Source organism: Blastococcus sp. SYSU D00922 (assembly GCF_054050495.1).
This window is the reverse complement of record NZ_JBJGZL010000007.1, coordinates 225,468-243,614: the sequence shown is the minus strand read 5'-3', so window position 1 is coordinate 243,614 and position 18,147 is coordinate 225,468. Positions and strand designations below refer to the sequence as shown.

Annotated in this window: 18 protein-coding genes; 7 read left to right on the top strand and 11 right to left on the bottom strand. The window is 75.5% G+C overall.

Annotation, left to right across the window (positions count from 1 at the left end):
- Positions 1-2: 2 nt before the first annotated feature.
- Genes ACI78T_RS12795 through pheS form a run of 4 tightly spaced genes read right to left on the bottom strand, consistent with a single transcriptional unit; the run spans position 3 to position 5,752 of the window.
- Positions 3-1,379 carry an MFS transporter gene (locus ACI78T_RS12795; protein WP_456558478.1) on the bottom strand — a complete coding sequence of 459 codons (1,377 nt, stop codon included), beginning with the start codon at positions 1,377-1,379 and terminating at the stop codon, positions 3-5.
- Positions 1,380-1,417: 38 nt separating this feature from the next.
- Entirely contained in the window at positions 1,418-2,221 is an 804-nt protein-coding gene (locus tag ACI78T_RS12790; protein ID WP_456558477.1) for an SDR family oxidoreductase, read from the bottom strand.
- Positions 2,214-4,685 carry a phenylalanine--tRNA ligase subunit beta gene (pheT, locus tag ACI78T_RS12785; protein ID WP_456558476.1) on the bottom strand — a complete coding sequence of 824 codons (2,472 nt, stop codon included), beginning with the start codon at positions 4,683-4,685 and terminating at the stop codon, positions 2,214-2,216. The genes ACI78T_RS12790 and pheT overlap by 8 nt, the downstream gene beginning before the upstream one ends.
- Complete coding sequence (gene pheS, locus ACI78T_RS12780; protein ID WP_456558475.1) at positions 4,685-5,752, bottom strand: phenylalanine--tRNA ligase subunit alpha; 1,068 nt, start codon at positions 5,750-5,752, stop codon at positions 4,685-4,687. The genes pheT and pheS overlap by 1 nt, the downstream gene beginning before the upstream one ends.
- A 128-nt stretch (positions 5,753-5,880) precedes the next feature.
- Between pheS and ACI78T_RS12775 the strand changes: the two genes are divergently transcribed.
- Positions 5,881-6,723 (top strand): EamA family transporter, encoded by an 843-nt coding sequence (locus ACI78T_RS12775; protein WP_456558474.1) that lies wholly within the window; start codon positions 5,881-5,883, stop codon positions 6,721-6,723.
- A gap of 68 nt (positions 6,724-6,791) precedes the next feature.
- Positions 6,792-9,056, top strand: a complete 2,265-nt coding sequence (locus ACI78T_RS12770) for a diguanylate cyclase domain-containing protein (RefSeq protein WP_456558473.1) — start codon at positions 6,792-6,794, stop codon at positions 9,054-9,056.
- Between the two features lie 4 nt (positions 9,057-9,060).
- Here ACI78T_RS12770 and ACI78T_RS12765 read toward each other — a convergent pair whose 3' ends face one another.
- Positions 9,061-9,372 carry a DUF4873 domain-containing protein gene (locus ACI78T_RS12765; RefSeq protein WP_456558472.1) on the bottom strand — a complete coding sequence of 104 codons (312 nt, stop codon included), beginning with the start codon at positions 9,370-9,372 and terminating at the stop codon, positions 9,061-9,063.
- A 30-nt stretch (positions 9,373-9,402) separates the two neighbouring features.
- Positions 9,403-10,080 (bottom strand): TetR/AcrR family transcriptional regulator, encoded by a 678-nt coding sequence (locus ACI78T_RS12760; protein WP_456558471.1) that lies wholly within the window; start codon positions 10,078-10,080, stop codon positions 9,403-9,405.
- Between the two features lie 63 nt (positions 10,081-10,143).
- On the opposite strand from ACI78T_RS12760, the gene ACI78T_RS12755 reads away from it, so the two are divergent.
- Positions 10,144-11,082 (top strand): AurF N-oxygenase family protein, encoded by a 939-nt coding sequence (locus tag ACI78T_RS12755; RefSeq protein WP_456558470.1) that lies wholly within the window; start codon positions 10,144-10,146, stop codon positions 11,080-11,082.
- A gap of 14 nt (positions 11,083-11,096) precedes the next feature.
- Here ACI78T_RS12755 and ACI78T_RS12750 read toward each other — a convergent pair whose 3' ends face one another.
- The 5 genes from ACI78T_RS12750 to ACI78T_RS12730 all read right to left on the bottom strand — a co-directional run bounded on the left by ACI78T_RS12750 (position 11,097) and on the right by ACI78T_RS12730 (position 14,151).
- The gene (locus ACI78T_RS12750) at positions 11,097-11,885 is read right to left on the bottom strand and encodes a TrmH family RNA methyltransferase (RefSeq protein WP_456558469.1); all 789 of its coding nucleotides are present in this window, start codon (positions 11,883-11,885) and stop codon (positions 11,097-11,099) included.
- Positions 11,886-12,045: 160 nt separating this feature from the next.
- Positions 12,046-12,432 carry a 50S ribosomal protein L20 gene (gene rplT, locus ACI78T_RS12745; protein ID WP_456558468.1) on the bottom strand — a complete coding sequence of 129 codons (387 nt, stop codon included), beginning with the start codon at positions 12,430-12,432 and terminating at the stop codon, positions 12,046-12,048.
- Positions 12,433-12,470: 38 nt separating this feature from the next.
- Entirely contained in the window at positions 12,471-12,665 is a 195-nt protein-coding gene (gene rpmI / locus ACI78T_RS12740; protein ID WP_089338690.1) for a 50S ribosomal protein L35, read from the bottom strand.
- Positions 12,666-12,757: 92 nt separating this feature from the next.
- The gene (gene infC / locus ACI78T_RS12735; RefSeq protein WP_456558467.1) at positions 12,758-13,420 is read right to left on the bottom strand and encodes a translation initiation factor IF-3; all 663 of its coding nucleotides are present in this window, start codon (positions 13,418-13,420) and stop codon (positions 12,758-12,760) included.
- Positions 13,421-13,665: 245 nt separating this feature from the next.
- Positions 13,666-14,151 (bottom strand): PH domain-containing protein, encoded by a 486-nt coding sequence (locus ACI78T_RS12730; RefSeq protein ID WP_456558466.1) that lies wholly within the window; start codon positions 14,149-14,151, stop codon positions 13,666-13,668.
- 66 nt (positions 14,152-14,217) lie between these two features.
- Here ACI78T_RS12730 and ACI78T_RS12725 point away from each other — a divergent pair, with 66 nt between their 5' ends.
- The 4 genes from ACI78T_RS12725 to ACI78T_RS12710 all read left to right on the top strand — a co-directional run bounded on the left by ACI78T_RS12725 (position 14,218) and on the right by ACI78T_RS12710 (position 18,141).
- The gene (locus ACI78T_RS12725) at positions 14,218-15,267 is read left to right on the top strand and encodes an MBL fold metallo-hydrolase (RefSeq protein WP_456558465.1); all 1,050 of its coding nucleotides are present in this window, start codon (positions 14,218-14,220) and stop codon (positions 15,265-15,267) included.
- Positions 15,246-15,824 carry a uridine kinase family protein gene (locus ACI78T_RS12720; protein ID WP_456558464.1) on the top strand — a complete coding sequence of 193 codons (579 nt, stop codon included), beginning with the start codon at positions 15,246-15,248 and terminating at the stop codon, positions 15,822-15,824. Before ACI78T_RS12725 ends, ACI78T_RS12720 begins: the two co-directional genes overlap by 22 nt.
- 119 nt (positions 15,825-15,943) lie before the next feature.
- The gene (locus ACI78T_RS12715; protein ID WP_456558463.1) at positions 15,944-16,681 is read left to right on the top strand and encodes a GAF domain-containing protein; all 738 of its coding nucleotides are present in this window, start codon (positions 15,944-15,946) and stop codon (positions 16,679-16,681) included.
- On the top strand, positions 16,681-18,141 hold the full coding sequence (locus tag ACI78T_RS12710; protein WP_456558462.1) for a PP2C family protein-serine/threonine phosphatase: 1,461 nt from the start codon (positions 16,681-16,683) through the stop codon (positions 18,139-18,141). Before ACI78T_RS12715 ends, ACI78T_RS12710 begins: the two co-directional genes overlap by 1 nt.
- The last annotated feature ends 6 nt before the right edge of the window (positions 18,142-18,147 follow it).

The following is an 18,147-nucleotide window of genomic DNA, read 5'->3' as shown; positions in this document are numbered from 1 at the left end:
CCTCAGGCAGACCCCCGACCCGGTCGGAGGCGCGCGAACGCGAGCGCGGCGAACGCCGCCAGCACGGCCGGCGCCGACCACGCCACGACCGGTGTCCCGGTACCTGCCGCGGGGACCCCGGTGGTGGCCGCCGCGATCAACAGCACCACGGCGGTGCCGATCGCCGTCCCGAGCTGGGCGCTGGTGTTGATCACCCCGGATGACGTGGCCCGCAGCGACTCGTCCACGTCCGTGCCCAGAGACGTCGTCGCCACCGCCGCCAGGCCGAGGCCCACACCGGCGACCGCCATGCCGGCACCCACGAGCACCGGACCGGTCGGCGCGAGCAGCGGGGCGGCGATGCCCACCCCGATGAGGCCGAGGCCCACGGCGGTCACGCGCTCCCGCGGCCGGCGGACGACGAGCCGGCCGGCGACCGCCGCGCCCGCGATCACCGAGACGCTGAGCGGGAGCAGGGTCGCCGCGGCCTCCAGCGGGCTGCGCCCGAGGGTGCTCTGCAGGTACAGCGTGATCAGCGTCGCCACGCTCGTCGTCGCGGTGTTGACGAAGGAACCGGTCGTGCCGCGGAGGACGTTCGGTGCGCGCAGCAGCGACGCCGGCAGCACCGGTGCCGGCGACCGCCGGTCGGCCGCGGCGAACGCCCCGCCCACGACGACGGCGGCCACCACCAGCAGCGCCCCGGGGAGCCGCCGGCCGTCCTCGCCCAGCAGCGTCGCCCCGACCACCAGCAGCATCACCGCCGCCGTCAGGAGCGCGGAGCCGGCCGCGTTGAGCGGGGTCCGCTCCGCCGGCCGGCGATCGCTCGGCACGAGGGCGGCCACCGCGACCGCCTGGGCCCCGGCCATGACGAGCAGCCCCCAGAAGATGACCCGCCAGGTGGTCACCGCCGAGACCAGTCCACCCACGACGAAGCCGGACGCACCGGCCGCCGCTCCGGCGGCGCTCCACGCGGCCACCGCGCGGGCGCGGGCCGGGCCCTCCTCGGTGAGGGTCGTCAGGAGCTTGAGCGCCGACGGCACCGCGGCGGCGGCCGCGGCGCCCTGGACGCACCGACCCGCCGTGAGGACCACCACCGAGCCGGCGACGGCGCACAGCAGGGACCCGGCCGCGAAGACGGCGAGGCTCGCCAGGATCGTGCGCCGGTGACCCAGGCGGTCCCCGAGGCGGGCGCCGAACATCAGCAGGCCGCCGAAGAACATCGCGTACCCGGTGGCGACCAGGCTCCCGTCGGCCGAGGTGCCGCCGACGTCGGCCAGCATGTCGGGCAGCGCCGTGACGACGACCGTCACGCCGAGGACGTCCACGAACTGGACCAGGCACAGCGCCGCGACGACGCCGCCCACCCGCGTGGCGACGGACGGGCCGGGCGGCGGGCTCACAGCCAGGCACTGTGCCCGAGCCCACCGACAACCGCAGGTCAGCCCAGCGGGTCGCCGTCCCCGAACGGGCGCAGCCGCAGCTGCCGGGCGGCGTCCTCCGGCGCGGTCGCGCGCAGGGTGTCCAGGCCGTCGGCGCCGGCGCGCACGAAGCGCCCCGACCACTGGTCGAGCTCGCCCGCCGCGATCGCCGCGATCAGCTCGACCACCCGCTCGGCCGGCGTCCAGTCCTCGAAGCCCCGCCACATGTGCATCGAGCGGGTCATCGGGGTGTCGACGACGCCGGGCGACACGTCGAAGACCCGCACGTCGGTGCCCTCGAGGGCGCCCGCCAGCGCCTCGGTCATGCGCATCAGCCCGGTCTTGGCGACGGAGTACGCCGAGTACTCGGGGCGGGCGCGCACGCTCATGCCGCTGGCGATGTTGACCACACGGCCGCGGTTGCGCAGCACCATCCACGGCACGACGGCCCGGGCGAGCAGGAAGCCGCCCTTCACGTGGCTGGTGACGACGTCCCACCACTGGTCCGGGTCGGCCTCCCAGAGCGGGACCTCGAGCTCGTCGATCACGCCGGCGTTGTTGACCAGCAGGTCGATCTGGCCGAGCTCGCCCACGGCGGCCTCGACCGCCGACTCGACGGACGCGCGGTCGGTGACGTCGGCGGCCACGGCGAACGTGCGCGCCCCGGTCGCCCCCGCGACCTCGGCCATCGCCGCCCGCAGCCGGTCCTCGGTGCGGGCCACGCCGGCCACAGCCATGCCGCGCGCGGCCAGCCCCTCGGCCAGCGCCCGCCCGATGCCGGTGGACGCGCCCGTGACGAGGGCGACCCCGCCCAGGTCAGGCACGGAGCTCGGCACCCGTCCGGGCGGCCGCGGCGGCCACGGCCGCGTCGCGCACCGCCGTCGCCTCCTCGCTGGTGAGCGTCCGGTCGGGCGCCCGCAGCGTCAGCGCGAACGCCAGCGACCGGGAGCCGGCCGGGACGGGCGCGCCGGTGTAGACGTCGAAGAGCCGGAGGCTCTCCAGCAGCTCCCCCGCGCCCTCGCGCAGCGCCTCGGCGACCTCGGCCGAGGGCACCTCGTCCCGCACGACCAGCGCCAGGTCCAGCAGGACCGGCGGGAAGGCGGAGATCGGCGGGCCGACCGGGACGGCGGCCGCGGGCAGCGCGTCGAGGTCGAGCTCCATGACGGACGTGCGCGGCGGCAGCTCGAGCGCCGCGCACACCCGCGGGTGCAGCTCCCCGGCGTACCCCACCACCTGACCGTCGACCAGCAGCTCGGCGCACCGGCCCGGGTGCCACGGCGCCCGGTCGCCCGCCCGCACCGTCAGCTCGACACCGGACGCCGCGGCGACCAGCCGCGCGGCCTGCACCGCGTCGGCCCAGACCGCCGGGCGGCCGGCACCCCACCAGCCGCGGGGCTCGCGGTTGCCGGCGAGCGCGACGGCCACGTGCCAGGGCTGGGCCGGCACCGCACCCAGCAGCGCGGCGAGCGTCTCGTCGTCCGGCCGCCGGTCGACGCCCGGCAGGGGGGCCGGCGAGCGCCGGCGGCCGGGGAAGACAGCGCCGTGCTCGAAGAGCGCGACGTCGCGCTGCCCGCGGGACAGGTTGCGGGCCAGCGTGGCGAGCAGGCCGGGCAGCAGCGTCGTCCGCAGCGCCGGCTCCTCCTCCGACAGCGGGTTGCGCACCAGCACCACGTGGCGGCGCTCGTCGTCCTCGGCCAGGCCGAGCGCGTCCAGCGCCGGCGTCCCGACGAACGGGTAGGACGGCGCCTCGACGTAGCCGGCCTCGGCCAGGGTGCGGCCGACGCTGCGGCGCCGCCGCTGGACGTCGGTGAGGCCGCGCCCGGGCGGTGCGGTGGGCAGCACGGACGGGATGTCGTCGTAGCCGGCGAGCCGGACGACCTCCTCGACCAGGTCGGCCGGGTCGGTGAGGTCGGGCCGCCAGCTGGGCGGCGTGACGGCCAGGGGGCTGGACGTGGCGTCGACGTCGCAGCCGACCGCCTCGAGCAGCTCGACGACCTGGGCGGCGGTGTAGGGCACCCCCGCCACCTGGGCCGGCTTGGCCGCGTCGAGCGGGATGGGCGACCGCGCGCTCCGGGTGTCGATGTCGACGACGCCCCCGACCACCCGCGCGCCGCCGTACTCGGCGAGCAGCTCCGCCGCGCGGGCCAGGGCGACGACGGTCATCTCCGGGTCGACGCCGCGCTCGAAGCGCTTCGCCGCCTCGCTCGGCAGGCGGTGCCGGCGGGCCGTGCGGGCCACGCCGGTCGGCTCCCAGTGCGCAGCCTCCAGCAGGACGGCGGTCGTGCCGTCGCCGATCTCGGTCGACGCCCCGCCCATGACCGCGGCCAGGCCGATCGGGCCGCTGTCGTCGGTGATGAGCAGGTCGTCGGTCGACAGGCTGCGGACCGTGCCGTCGAGGGTGGTGAGCTTCTCGCCCTCGCGCGCCAGCCGGACGGTGATCGGCCCGGCGACCGCGTCCCGGTCGAAGGCGTGCATCGGCTGGCCGAGCTCGAGCATCACGTAGTTGGTGACGTCGACGGCCAGCGAGATGCTCCGCACGCCCGCCTGCTGCAGGCGCCGGCGCATCCACCAGGGGCTCGGCGCGGTGGGGTCGAGCCCCTCCATGGCCAGCATGGAGAAGCGGTCGCAGCGCTCCGGGTCGGCGACGGACACCTCCCAGGCGGGCTCCCCCGACCACGCCGGCGGCGTGACCGCGCCCGGGTCGCGCCACGGCGCCGCGAGCCCGGTCCCCATCTCGCGCGCGATGCCGCGCATGGACAGGCAGTAGCCGCGGTCAGGCGTGATCGCGAGCTCGATCACGACGTCCTCGAGCCCGACCACCGGGCCGGCGGGCGTGCCCGGCGGCGGTACGTCGTCCGTGCCGGAGCCGAGCACCAGGATGCCGGCGTGGTCCTCGCCGACCCCGAGCTCGCGGACCGAGCAGATCATCCCGTCGGAGACGTGGTCGTAGGTCTTCCGGGCGGCGATCTCGAAGCCACCGGGCAGGACCGCGCCGGGCAGCGCGACGACGACCGTGTCGCCGACGGCGAAGTTCCGGGCGCCGCAGACGATCCCCCGCGGGGAGTCCTCCCCGACGTCGACCTGGCAGTAGCGGATCGGCTTCTTGAAGCCGGTCAGCTCCTCGATCTCCAGCACCCTGCCGACGACGAGCGGGCCGGCGACCTCCTCGGGGCGGTGGATCTCCTCGACCTCGAGGCCCAGGCGCACGAAGGCGGTGTCGAGGTCCTCGACCGTCGTCCCGGCGGGGACGTCGACGTACTCGGCCAGCCAGCCGATGGGGACCCGCATTACTGCTCCACTCCGAATGCCTTCGTGAACCTGATGTCGCCCTCGACGATGTCGCGCATGTCGCCCACGCCCGAGCGGAACTGCAGGGCCCGCTCGATGCCGACGCCGAACGCGAAGCCGGAGTACTCGTCGGGGTCGATGCCGCAGGCGACCAGCACCCGCGGGTTGACCATCCCGCAGCCGCCCCACTCGACCCAGCGCGGGCCGTCGCGGTGCTCGGGGAACCAGACGTCGAACTCAGCCGACGGCTCGGTGAACGGGAAGTAGCTCGGGCGCCACCGCGTGATCGCGTCGGCACCGAACAGCGACCGGGCGAGGTGGTCCAGCGTGCCGCGCAGGTGCGCCATGGTCAGGCCGCGGTCGACGGCCAGGCCCTCGACCTGGTGGAAGACCGGGGTGTGCGTGGCGTCCAGCTCGTCGGTCCGGTAGACGCGGCCGGGCGCCACGACGTAGATCGGCGGCGTCCTCGACAGCATCGTGCGGGCCTGCACCGGGCTGGTGTGCGTGCGCAGCACCAGACCGGAGTCCTCCGGCGCCACGAAGAAGGTGTCCATCATCGTGCGGGCCGGGTGGTCGCGGCCGATGTTGAGCGCGTCGAAGTTCAGCCACTCCGCCTCGAGCTCGGGCCCGTCGGCGACCTCGTAGCCCATCCCGACGAAGATGTCGGCGATCCGGTCGGTGAGCGTCGTCAGCGGGTGGCGGGCCCCCCGCGGGGTGCGGTCCCAGGGCAGCGTGACGTCGACCCGCTCCTCGGCGAGGACGCGGGCGTCGCGCTCGGCCTCCAGCTCGGCCAGCCGCTCCTCGTACGCCGTCTGGACCGCCACGCGCGCGGCGTTGACCCGCTTGCCGGCGTCGCTCCGGGCCGCCGGTGGCAGGGCACCCAGCTCGCGCCGGGCCAGCAGCACCGGTGCGCGGTCGCCGAGGTGGGCCGGCCGGACGGCGGCGAGCGCCTCCAGGTCACCGGCGTCGGCGAAGGCCTTCCGCGCGGCGGTCACCGCGTCGTCGAGGGCCTCCGGGGACAGCGCGGCGACCTGCTTGGGGTCGTAGGGATCGTTGGCGCCAGACACGGGAGTCCATTCTGCCCGCCGGGCCATCGAGCCCGCGCCTGGGTTCCGGCCCGTCGGTCGGGCGCGTCGGGGGCGGGTGCTAGAACGGGCCGGGTCGCGCACGGTGCGCACCGGCATCGGAGGTCGACGTGGCAGTGGTCCTGGCCCTGGCCTCGGCCGTCGTCTACGGCGCGTCGGACTTCCTGGGCGGGCTGGCCAGCCGGCGGGCGTCGGTGTTCGGCGTCGTCGCGACGTCGCAGCTGATCGGCCTGGTGGCGCTGCTCGCGCTGCTGCCCTGGCTGGGCGGACCGGTCACCGCCGCCGACCTGGCGTGGGGCGCCGCGTCCGGGCTGGCGGGCGCGGCGGGGCTGATGGTCTTCTTCCGCACGCTCGCCCGCGGGGTGATGAGCGTCGTCGCGCCGGTCACCGCGGTCACCGCCGCCGCGATCCCCGTCCTCGTCGGGCTGCTGGGCGGCGACACGATCGGCACGACGGCCGCGGTCGGGATCGCGCTGGCCCTCGTCGCCGTCGTCCTCGTGTCGGCGGAGAGCGGGCTGTCGGCGCTGCGCGCCGCCCGGCCGGCCGCGCTCGCGCCCGCCCTGCTGGCGGGCACGATGTTCGGCCTGTTCTTCGTCCTCCTCGACCGGACGTCGTCGGAGTCGGGGCTGACCCCGCTGGTGACCGCCCGGCTCGCGTCGGTGGGCCTGGTCGTGGTCATCGCGCTGGCCGGCCGCCAGCAGCTGCGGGTCACGCGTGCGGCGCTGCCCCTGGTCGCGGTCTCCGGGGTGGGCGACATGAGCGCGAACGCGCTCTTCCTGCTCGCCACCCAGGCCGACGGCCAGCTCGCGATCACCGGCGTCCTCGCGTCGCTGTACCCGGTCAGCACCGTCGTCCTCGCGCAGGTCGTGCTGCGGGAGCGGCTGGTCGGGGCCCAGGTGGCCGGTCTGCTCGCCGCCGCCACCGCCGTCGTCCTCATCACCCTGCCCGCCTGACCTCCCCCTTCGGGGGGTGGCGGCCCCGCTCGGCTCAGCCGATCGCGGCGCGCCGCCGATGGGAGGACGTGGACTCCTCCCCCGTGCTCCCGGAGAGCGCGCTCGACGCGGCGCTGGCTCCCGGCGGCGTGCGCAGCGTGTTCCAGCCGATCGTCGAGCTCGACACCGGACGGGTCGTGGCCTACGAGGCCCTGGCCCGGGGACCGGAGGGGCCGCTGGAGCGCCCCGACCTGCTCTTCGCCGCGGCCCGGAGCGCCGGCCGGCTGGCCGAGCTCGACGAGATCTGCCGGGCCGCGGCGTTCCGCGGCGCGGTGGACCAGGGCCTGCTCGCCCCGCTGACCGTGTTCGTCAACGTCGAGCCGGAGGTGCTCGACAGCGCGCCGCTCGACGACCTGCTGGCCATCGCCGAGGGCGCCCCGCGCGACCTGCGGGTGGTCCTGGAGATCACCGAGCGGGCGCTGGCCGCCCGTCCGGCGGAGCTGCTGCGCACCGTCGAGCGGGTCCGTGCCCTCGGCTGGGCGGTCGCCGTCGACGACGTCGGCGCCGACTCCATGTCGCTGGCGTTCCTGCCGCTGCTGTCCCCCGACGTCGTCAAGCTCGACCTCCGGCTGGTGCAGGAGCGCCCGGGTCCGGCCGTCGCCGAGATCATGAACGCGGTCAACGCGCACGCCGAGCGGACCGGGGCCGTGGTGCTGGCCGAGGGCATCGAGACCGCGGAGCACCTCGCCACCGCCCGTGCCCTCGGCGCGACCCTCGGCCAGGGATGGCTCTTCGGGCGGCCGGGCCCCGGTGCGGCCCCGGGTCTCCCCACCGCGGAGCTCTCCCTGCCGGGCGGCGTCACGGCCGCTCCGGTCGACGCGTCCCCCTTCGCCTGCCTGCCGGCGAGCGTCCCGCTGCGCCGGTCGAGGAAGTCGCTGCTGATCGAGCTGAGCAAGCAGCTGGAGCGCGAGGCCATGCGCCTCGGCGACACCTGCGTGGTGGCGGCGACGTTCCAGGAGGCGCGCCACTTCACGCCGTCGACCATCCAGCGCTACCGCGACCTGGTCGAGCGGACCGGCTTCGTCTGCGCGCTCGGCGAGGACCTGCCCGTCGAGCCGCTGCCGGGCGTGCGCGGCGCGGACCTCGACCCCGCCGACCCCGTGCGCGGCGAGTGGGACGTCGTCGTCCTCAGCCCGCACTTCAGCGCCGCGCTGCTCGCCCGCGACCTGGGCGACGACGGCCCGGACCTGGAGCGCTCGTTCGAGTACGCGCTGACCTACGACCGGGACACCGTCGTGCGGGCGGCGCACGCGCTGCTCACCCGGGTGGTCCCGCGGACCGCCGTCCCGGCACCGGTGGCCGCGCGGCCGGCTCCGGCCGGGACCACCGCCGCGGCCCCCGCCCCGCTGGGGGTGGACGGGGACGCGCTCCTGCGCAGCGCGCTGGCGGCGACCACCAGCGGCGTGACGATCGTCGACATGCGGCTGCCCGACCAGCCCCTCATCTACGTCAACGAGGCCTTCGAGCAGCTGGCCGGGCTCCCCCGCGAGCTCGTGCTCGGCCGCAACTGCCGCTTCCTCCAGTCACCGGACGCCGACCCCGCGGCGGTCGCCCGCATGCGCGCCGCCATCGACCGCGGCGAGGAATGCCGGGTGACCGTGCTGAACCTGCGCGGTGCGGACCGCCAGCCGTGGTGGAACGAGATCCACCTGGCCCCGGTGCTCGACGCCGACGGCGCGGTGGCCCAGTACATCGGCGTCCAGCACGACGTGACCGCACGGGTGGAGGCCGAGCGCGCGCTCGTCCAGGAGCGCGACCGCAACCGCGCCTGCCTGACCCGGATCGAGGAGCTGGCCTACACCGACCCCCTGACCGGGCTGCCCAACCGGCGCCGGCTCGAGGAGCAGGTGGAGACCGCGATCTGGGACGCGCGCAGCGGCGCCGACACCCTCGCGCTCCTGTTCGTCGACCTCGACGGCTTCAAGGCGGTCAACGACGGCCTCGGTCACGCTGCCGGCGACGAGCTGCTCCAGGCGGTGGCCCGCACGCTGCGCGGCCGACTGCGCCGGGGCGACCTGCTCGCCCGGCTCGGCGGCGACGAGTTCCTGGTCGCCCTGAGCGGCCTGGACCCCGAGACGGCGGCGGCCGAGGCGCGGCGGGTCGCCGACGAGCTGGAGTCGGCCGTCGGCGCGTCCGTGGAGCTGTCCGGCCGCGACGTCCGCGTGGGGGCGAGCGTCGGCGTCGGCGTCTACCCCCGGGACGGCGAGGAGTTCGCCGCGCTCCTGCACAGCGCCGACGTCGACATGTACGCGCGGAAGACCGCCGCGCGCGGGGTGGTCGCCGGTCGCCGCTGACGGCTCAGCGCGGCACGCCCTCGCCGTCGCCGTCCAGGAGCTCGACCGGGAACGGCGGGCGGCCCCGGCCGGTGACGCGCGTGTTGCCCCAGGCGTCGCGTTCGGTCGCCTCGGCCTCCGCGCTGCCGTGCGGGGTGGTGACGACCAGCACCGACCGGACCGGGAGATCGGTGGCCAGCCGGCCGGACCACACGACGTGCCCGGCGAGCGGGTCGAAGCGGGCGGCCAGGGCCGCGGAGGCGCTGCGCGGCGGCTCCCCGGGCACGGCGACGGTCACCTCGCCCTCGAAGCCCTCCGGTTCGTCGTGCTCGCTCACGGGCTCCTCCGCGTGGTCGGTGCAGCGTCGTCAGGGCAGCAGGGCGCTGAGCCCGCCGTCGGCCAGGTCCACCAGCTGCTCGACCAGCTCGGCGGCCGGTACCGGCCGCGACATCGACCACCAGTGGGTGGTCAGCTGCACCATGCCGACGACCCCGTAGGCCCACGTCGTCGCAGCGGTCGACGGCCGGCCGGCGCCCTCGAGCCGCTCGGCGAACAGCGCGGCCAGCGCGTCGGCGATCCGGTGCTCGGTGGCCGCCACCAGGTCTGCCCGGCCCGAGCGCCCGGTCTGGGCGTAGGCGAAGCGGTAGAGCTCCGGCTCGTCCTCGATCAGCGACACGAACGCGGTGATGACCGCGCGGAGGCCGGCGCGGTCGTCGCGGTGCTCGGCCGCGATCTCCCCGAGCAACCGCGGGAGCAGGACGGTGCCGGAGATCCGCTCCAGGACGGCGTCGACGAGCTCGTCCTTGTCGGTGAAGTACCGGTAGATGACCGTCTTGGAGACGCCGGCGCTGCGCGCCACGTCGTCCACGGCGAAGTCCGGGCCCGTGCGCCGGACCGCCTCGACCGCCGCTCCGACCAGGTCCTCGCGCCGGGCCCGGCGGTGCTCCGTCCAGCGCGACCGTCGTCCGTCCTGCTGGGCGGGTGGGGGCACTGCGGGTGTCTCGGTGGCTGGCGGCGCGCCCCGGTCGTCCGCCACCTGTTGCATGTGTTTCACGGTAACAGCTACCTTTCTTCACAGTCGTGCTCGACGTCCCGGGGGAGTTCGCCGATGACCGCCACCATCCCTTCCACTGTGCCCACTCCGGGCGCCGGTCACTCCGGTCGGCGACCGGTCGATCGCCAGGCGCTCTCGGCACGCCTGCTCGGGTCGGCGGCGAAGAAGTCCTACGACCCCGTCGTCGACATCGACTGGTCCGCGCCGATACCTGAGCGTCTCTACGGTCTGTCACCCGAGTGGTCGACGCTGTACGCCACGCCGCTGTGGGACGGACTGAGCGAGGAGCAGCGGGTCACGCTCACGATCCACGAGTACTGCTCGATCTCGGGCGTCGGCATCTGGTTCGAGTGCCTGCTGATGCAGCTCGTCCTCCGCGACATCTACGGCGAGGACCCCGCGCAGCCGCACGTGCAGTGGGCGCTCACCGAGATCGCCGACGAGTGCCGCCACTCGGTGATGTTCGCCCGGACGGCGGAGAAGTTCGGCGCCCCGTCCTACCAGCCGCCGGCGTCGATCCTGAGGTTGGGCAAGGCGTTCGCCGCGAAGGCCGACGGCCCGGCCGCCTACGCCGCGATCCTGGTGGCCGAGGAGATCCTCGACATCTTCCAGCGCGACCTGATGAAGGACGAGCGGGTCCAGCCGCTGACGCGGGCGACCAGCCAGATCCACGTGGTGGAGGAGGCCCGGCACATGCGGTTCGCCCGCGAGGAGATCGCCCGGCGGACCCCGGAGCTGTCGAACTGGCAGCTGCGCAAGCACCGGACGGCGGTCGCCGCGGTGGCCGCGATCGTGGCCGACAACCTCGTCCAGCCAGAGGTGTACGCCTCGGTCGGCCTCGACCCGAAGGAGGCCAAGGCGGCCGCGCGGGCCAACGAGCACCACGCCGCCAAGCTGCGGGGCGCGTCGGCGAACCTGGTCGCGTTCCTCCGGGACGTCGGCCTGGTGGGCGGCCCCTCCGAGCTGCTCTGGAAGCGCGCCAAGCTCGTCTGAGTGACCCGACCGGCTCAGCCCTGGGCGAGCTGGGTGGCGTAGAGGCAGATCGCGGCGGCCGCGGCGAGGTTGAGGCTCTCGGCCCGCCCGCGCATCGGGATCCGGACGCGGTGGTCGGCCAGGGCGGCCAGCCGGTCGGGTACGCCCCGCGCCTCGTTGCCGAAGAGCCACAGCACCGGGCCGGAGAGCGCGTCATCCAGCTCGTGGAGCGCCACCTCTCCCCCGCCGTCGGCCGCGAGCACCGTCACCCCGGCCGCACGCAGTTCCGGGAGGAGCTGCTCGAGCGGCGCCCCCCGGACGACGTCGACGTGGAAGACGCTGCCCGCGCTCGCCCGTACCGCCTTGCCCCCGTAGGGGTCGGCCGAGCCGGCACCGAAGACGACGGCGCCCGCCCCGCACGCGTCCGCGGTCCGCAGCACCGTGCCGGCGTTGCCGGGGTCGGCGAGCTCGGCGAGGGCGACGGCGAGCCGGGGCGGGCGCGCCGTCAGCGTGGCGACGTCGACGTCCCGGAGCTCGCAGACCGCGAGCAGCCCCTGGGGGGTGACGGTCTCCGACAGCCCCGCGGCCGCCTTGTCGGTGATGACGCGGACCGGCACGCCGGTGGCGGCCAGCAGGTCGCGGTGAGCGGCGGCGGCCGCCTCCGTGACCAGCACCTCGCGCACCCCTGCCGGGTCGGCGAGGGCCTCGACGACCGCCTGCCGCCCCTCGGCGAGGAACAGGCCGGCGGCGTCCCGCCCGGCGCGCCGGGTGAGCTTGCGGGCGGCGACGATGCGGGCGGAGCGCTCGGTGAGCGGCTGCGTCACTGGTCCTCCAACGCCTGCCGAGATCACGCAACCTCGGCGGTTCAGCCCCCGGGAAGCGCCGAGATCGCGGGATCTCGGCCGGGGTGGACAGACGCCGACGCCGCCGGTGCCGGCCCGCGAGGGCCGGTCACCGACGGCGTCGGAGGGGGTGCTGCCTGGATCAGGCGGCCTGGCCGGTCGCCTGCGGGTTGGCGGCGAGCGCGGCCCGGGAGGACTCGACGAGCGCGGCGAAGGCGGCCGGCTCGTTCACGGCGAGCTCGGCGAGGACGCGGCGGTCCAGCTCGATGCCGGCGAGCTTGAGCCCCTGCATGAACCGGTTGTAGGTCATGTCGTTGAGGCGGGCCGCGGCGTTGATGCGGGTGATCCACAGCTTGCGGAAGTCGCCCTTGCGGACCTTCCGGTCGCGGTAGTTGTAGGTGGCCGAGTGGAGGATCTGCTCCTTGGCCTTGCGGTAGAGCCGCGACCGCTGACCGCGGTAGCCGCTGGCGGCCTCGAGGGTCGTCCGGCGCTTCTTCTGGGCGTTGACCGCCCGCTTCACGCGTGCCACGTGAGAGCTCCTGTCTGTTCGTTAACGGGAAGGGGCGGTCAGAGACCGAGCAGCTTCTTCATCCGGCTGGTGTCGGACGGCGACAGCACGCCGATGCCCTTGATCCGCCGCTTGCGCGAGGACGACTTGTGCTCGAACTTGTGCTGGTTGTTGGTGTGCTCGCGCACGAGCTTCCCGGACCCCGTCACGCGCACGCGCTTGGCCGTGCCCTTGTGGGTCTTCTGCTTCGGCATGTCCCTCGTCCTGTTCGTCTCTGTCGGTGTCCGTCCGGCAGCGCGGGGCTGCCGGACGGCACCGGCCGTCTCGGTGGTGCGTGTGCGACCGGTCAGGCGCTGGGCGCCTGCTCCTCGGCCGCGGATGCCTTCTCCGCCTTCGCGGTCCGGCGGGCGGCGTCCTGCGCTGCCTGGTTCCGGTGCGGGGCGATCACCATGACCATGTTGCGGCCGTCCTGCTTCGGGTTGGACTCGACGACGCCCAGCTCGCTGACGTCGGCGGCCAGCCGCTGCAGCAGGCGGTAGCCCATCTCCGGGCGCGACTGCTCGCGGCCGCGGAACATCACGGTGATCTTGACCTTGTCGCCGCCCTTGAGGAAGCGCTCGACGTGGCCCTTCTTGGTCTCGTAGTCGTGCGGGTCGATCTTCAGGCGCAGCCGCATCTCCTTGATGACGGTGAGCGCCTGGTTCCGCCGGGCCTCACGGGCCTTCTGGGCGGACTCGTACTTGAACTTCCCGTAGTCCATGAGCTTGGCGACCGGCGGGCGCGCCATGGGCGCGACCTCGACGAGGTCGAGCTCGGCGTCCTGCGCCAGGCGCAGTGCTTCGCCGATGGACACGACGCCGACCTGCTCACCCTCGGGTCCGACCAGGCGGACCTCGGGGACGCGGATGCGGTCGTTGATGCGGGGCTCGGTGATGGCCTCTCCTCTGCTCTTGCCTGTGAGGAGTCGCTGGCCCGTCCGGGGCCGGGAAGACGAAAACCCCGGGAGCATCAGCTCTCGGGGCCCGTTCTCCGGCGGCGCACCCGTCCGGTGGACGCGTGCGCGACGCGACAACCGGCCGAAGCCGGCTCTCGCGATCCGGGACCTGGTCGCCTGGACGGCGTCAGGTGGGAGCGGGCTCCTCTTGGATCAGCGGCCCGGGGCGGGGCCGCTGGTGGTTCGCGCGCCTCATGTAGCGGGGGGAGGCACGCCCACTCTACAGCGTCACGACCGCCCAGGTCATTCCCACCCCGGTGTCAGTTGTCGTACAGCAGCGGGGGCGGCACGGGATCGCTCGCCCGGGCAGCCGTCCGCAGCGCCCGCAGCCCCTCGACGGCCTGCACGGCCCGCTCCGCGTCGACCGCCTGGACGGCGAGCAGCGAGATCTCGTCGCCGTTCTCCAGCAGCAGCGACGCCCACGCCGACTTCCGCTCGAAGCGCACCGCCTTCACCGCCTGCCAGGGCAGCTCGTGCTGGACGACGACGTTGCGGACGCGCACCCCGGCGGCGTCGGCATCCACCCGCGAGCGGCCCAGGAACACCAGGCCCGCGGCGAGCACGACGCCCAGGCCGACGACGGCGACCTGGTCGGAGGTCCGGTACTCGACGACGGTGTTGGTCGTCTCCTTCAGCCCCAGCGCGACGAACACCATCACGGCCACCACGACCACGCCGGCGGCGGCCAGCAGCTGGCGCATCCGCCGGGGCACGGCCGAGATCCGGGCGGGAGGGGTCGAGGTCACGGGTCCATGGTGGCAGCTCCCCCGCCGAGCGAGGGACGCCGAGGGCAGCTGGCAGAGTGCGAGGACGTGCAGATCACCGGAACCGCCCAGCACGAGGCCTGGGCCACCCGCTCGCTCCCCCCGGTCGAGCAGGTGCGGGACGGGCTCTGGTCGATCCCCGTGCCGATCCCCCACAACCCCCTGCGCTACGTCAGCGTGCACGCCTTCGCCCTCGACGGCGGCGGGCTGGGCCTGCTCGACACCGGCTGGGGCAGCGACGAGAGCTGGGCGGCCCTCACCGACGGCCTCGCGCAGATCGGGGCCGGCGTCGCCGACGTCCGCGGCGCCCTGGTCACCCACCTGCACTTCGACCACCTCGGGCTGGCCTCGCGGGTCCGGGAGGCCAGCGGCGCGTGGATCGCGATGCACCCCGCGGACGCCGGCTCGGTCGCCCGGATCACCGCCGCAGGTGCGGCCGCCTTCGTGGCGTCCGAGGTCGAGTTCCTCGTCGGGCTCGGCGCCGACCGGGACGACGCCGTCTCCGACGTCGGACCGCCCGACCGGCTCGAGTCGTTCACGCGGATGGCCGTCCCCGACCGGTTCCTCGAGGACGGCGAGCACGCCGACTTCCCGGGCTGGCGGATGCGGGCGGTCCACACGCCGGGCCACACCCCCGGTCACCTGTGCTTCGCCGAGGAGGGCACCCGGCTGTTCTTCTCCGGCGACCACGTCCTCCCCCGCATCAGCCCGAACATCTCCAGCACGTTCGCCGGCTCGGCCGACCCCCTCGGCGACTACCTGCGGGCGCTGGCCGCCGTCCGGGACCTCGACCCGGCCGAGGTGCTGCCCGCGCACGAGTGGCGGTTCCGCGGCCTCGACGCGCGGGTGGACGAGCTGACCGCCCACCACGAGCACCGGCTGACCGAGCTGCTCACCGCCATCCGGGCGCACCCGCGTTCCACGCCGTGGCAGCTCGCGGCCCACCTCACCTGGTCGCGGCCGTGGGAGGAGTACGAGCGCCGGATGCGGATCTTCGCCGTCACCGAGACCGACGCCCACCTGCGCCGGCTGGCCGCCCGGGGCCTGGTCACCAGCGACGGCGGCGCGGTGCCGACGTGGACCCTGGCGGTCCGCTGAGCACGGCGCTCACGCTGGCCGCCCGGGTCCTCGCCGCCCCGGCCCGGCTCGGCGCGGTCCGGCTGGTCACCGTCGACGGGCCCGCCGGGTCGGGGAAGACGACGCTGGCGGGCGAGCTCGCAGCCGCCCTCGGCGAGGCGGTCGCCCTGATCCACTTCGACGACCTCTACGCCGGCTGGACCCTCACCGGAGCCCTGGGCCGGCTGCAGGCGGGCGTGCTGCGCCCGCTGTCCGAGGGGCGGGCCGGCGCGCACCACCGCTACGACTGGGCCACCCGCCGGTTCGCGGAGCCGGCCGTCCCGGTACCGGTCCGGGAGGTGCTGGTCGTGGAGGGCTGCGGGAGCAGTCCCCGGGCGCTGGACGCGTGGACGACGCTGCGCATCTGGGTCGAGGCGCCGGCAGACCTGCGGCTGGCCCGCGGTCTGGCGCGCGACGGGGCCGATCTCGAGGCGGAGTGGCGGCGCTGGCAGGTGACCGAGGCGGCGGAGTTCGCCCGGGAGGGGACGCGCGAGCGCGCCGACCTGCACGTGGACGGCACCGGGTCCGTGCCGGTCTGACGCCGCGACGGCGGGCGCCCGGTGGTGGAGCGAGCTACGTTGGGCGCAGCCGATCCCGCCGGGAGCGGGGGCGGCCCGTCGAAGGCACGGCGGAGCGGCGCCAGCACGTGGGGGAACCCATGAGTGGTGGTCAGGCGACGAGCGGAGACCTCCCGCTCGCCGACGAACTCGCCGGGGTCTTCGCCCGCATGTCCGGCCTGCTCCTCACCGAGGAGACGGTCGAGAACGCGCTGGGCGTGCTCAGCACCCTGGCCCAGGAGACCGTGACGGGGGCGTCCGGCGCGGGCGTCTCCCTGATCGACCGGCGCAGACGACGCTCCTCGGGGGCGACCGACCCCCGGGTCGAGGCGGCGGACGGCCTGCAGTACGAGTACGACGAGGGGCCGTGCCTCGCGGCGGCCTCCGACCGCGAGTTCGTCCGCATCGACGACCTCGCACAGAGCCCGCGGTGGCCGCGCTGGAACTCGGCCGCGCTGGACCTCGGGGTGCGCTCGGTGATGAGCTGCCCCCTCGTCGCCGGCGACCGATCGCTCGGCGCCCTCAAGGTCTACGCCGAGGTGCCGGACGCGTTCGACGCCCGCAGCGAGCAGCTGCTGACCCTCTTCGCCGCGCAGGCGGCCGTGCTGGTGGCCAACATGCAGCACCAGGAGCGGGCCCAGCGGCTCAGCGGCGGGATGCGGGAGGCCTTCCGCACCCGCGACCTGGTGTGCACCGCCAAGGGGGTCCTCATGGGCCGGCACTCCGTGGACGAGGCGACGGCGTTCGGGATGCTGCTCACCCGCGGGCAGGACGAGGGGACGTCGGTGGCCCAGGCCGCCCGCGCGGTCGTCGACTCCGCCGTCCGACGCCGCCGGTGATGAGCGGCCCGGCCGCGCCCGAGGACGCGCAGCTGGCCGGCCTGGTCCGGGCCTACGCCCACGCCGACCTGACCCCCGAGGAGCTGTGGCGGCGGTACTTCGCGCTGGGTGGCGACGCCGACCTCGTGGACGTCGACGCGTGCCTCGCCGGGCTCCTGCCGCTGGCACCCGACCAGCGCGACCTCCTCGCCCACGCGCTCAACGAGCGGCTCGACGAGCTGGTCCAGGCGCACCGCGTCCCCTACCGGCGGCAGATCCGGACCGGCCGCCCGGCGGCGGGGCCGCTGGCCGCGCTGCTGCACCTGCTCGGTGCCGCCGGTACGGCACCCCCGGAGCGGATCCCCGCCGTGGCCGCGGCGGCGGGGCGGCTGATGGGCGTCGAGACGGTGGTGCACCTGGTCGACCACGAGCAGCGCTGCCTCGTCCGGCTGCCGACGGGCGGTTCGGCCCGCCGGTCCCGCCAGGGCATGGAGAGCACGATGGCCGGCCGGGCGTTCCGCACGCAGCGGGTGCTGTCGTCGGACCGCGAGGGCAGGCCGCGGCTCTGGGTCCCGGTGGTGGACGGCGCCGACCGGCTGGGGGTGCTCGAGGTGCGCCTCTCCTCGGCCGCCGAGCTCTACGACCCGGCGCTGCGCCAGCAGTGCCAGTGGCTGGCCTCCACGCTGGGCCACGCCCTGGTCTCGGTGGCGCCCTACGGGGACCAGCTGGAGCGGTTCCGCCGGACGCGGCCGTCCGCGCCGTCCTCGGAGCTCATCTGGCAGCAGCTGCCCCCGCTCACGGCGGGGACCGACAGCTTCGTCGTGGCGGGCATGCTCGAACCGAGCTACGACGCCGGTGGGGACGCGTTCGACTACACGCTGTCCGAGCAGACCGTCTCCCTGGCCATCTTCGACGCGATGGGGCACGGGATGCCCGCCGCCCTGATGGCCGCCACCACGCTCGCCGCCTACCGGAGCGCGCGCCGCGAGGGCCTGGGCGTCTGCGAGCAGGCGGAGCGGATCGACGACCTGCTGTCGGAGACGTTCCCCCGGAGCGTGTTCGTGACCGGCGTCCTCACCGAGCTGGACGTGGCGTCCGGTCGCCTGCGCTACGTCAACGCGGGCCACCCCCTGCCCCTGGTGCTGCGGCAGGGACGGGTCGTCCGCGAACTGGACGGGGGACGCCGCATGCCCTTCGGCATCGGTGCCGGGACCCCGGCCGTCGGCGAGGAGACCCTCGAGCCCGGCGACTGGCTGGCGCTCCACACCGACGGCATCACCGAGGCCCGCGACGCCGCGGGCGCCTGGTTCGGCGAGGACCGGCTGATGGAGCTGCTCACCCGCGCCATCGCGGCCGGCCAGCCGCCGCCCGAGACGGTCCGGCGGCTCACGCGGGCCGTGCTGGAGCACCAGGGCGGGCTGCTCCAGGACGACGCCACCGTGCTGCTCGCGCGCTGGACCCGTGCGGCGCCCGCAGGGTGACGCGAC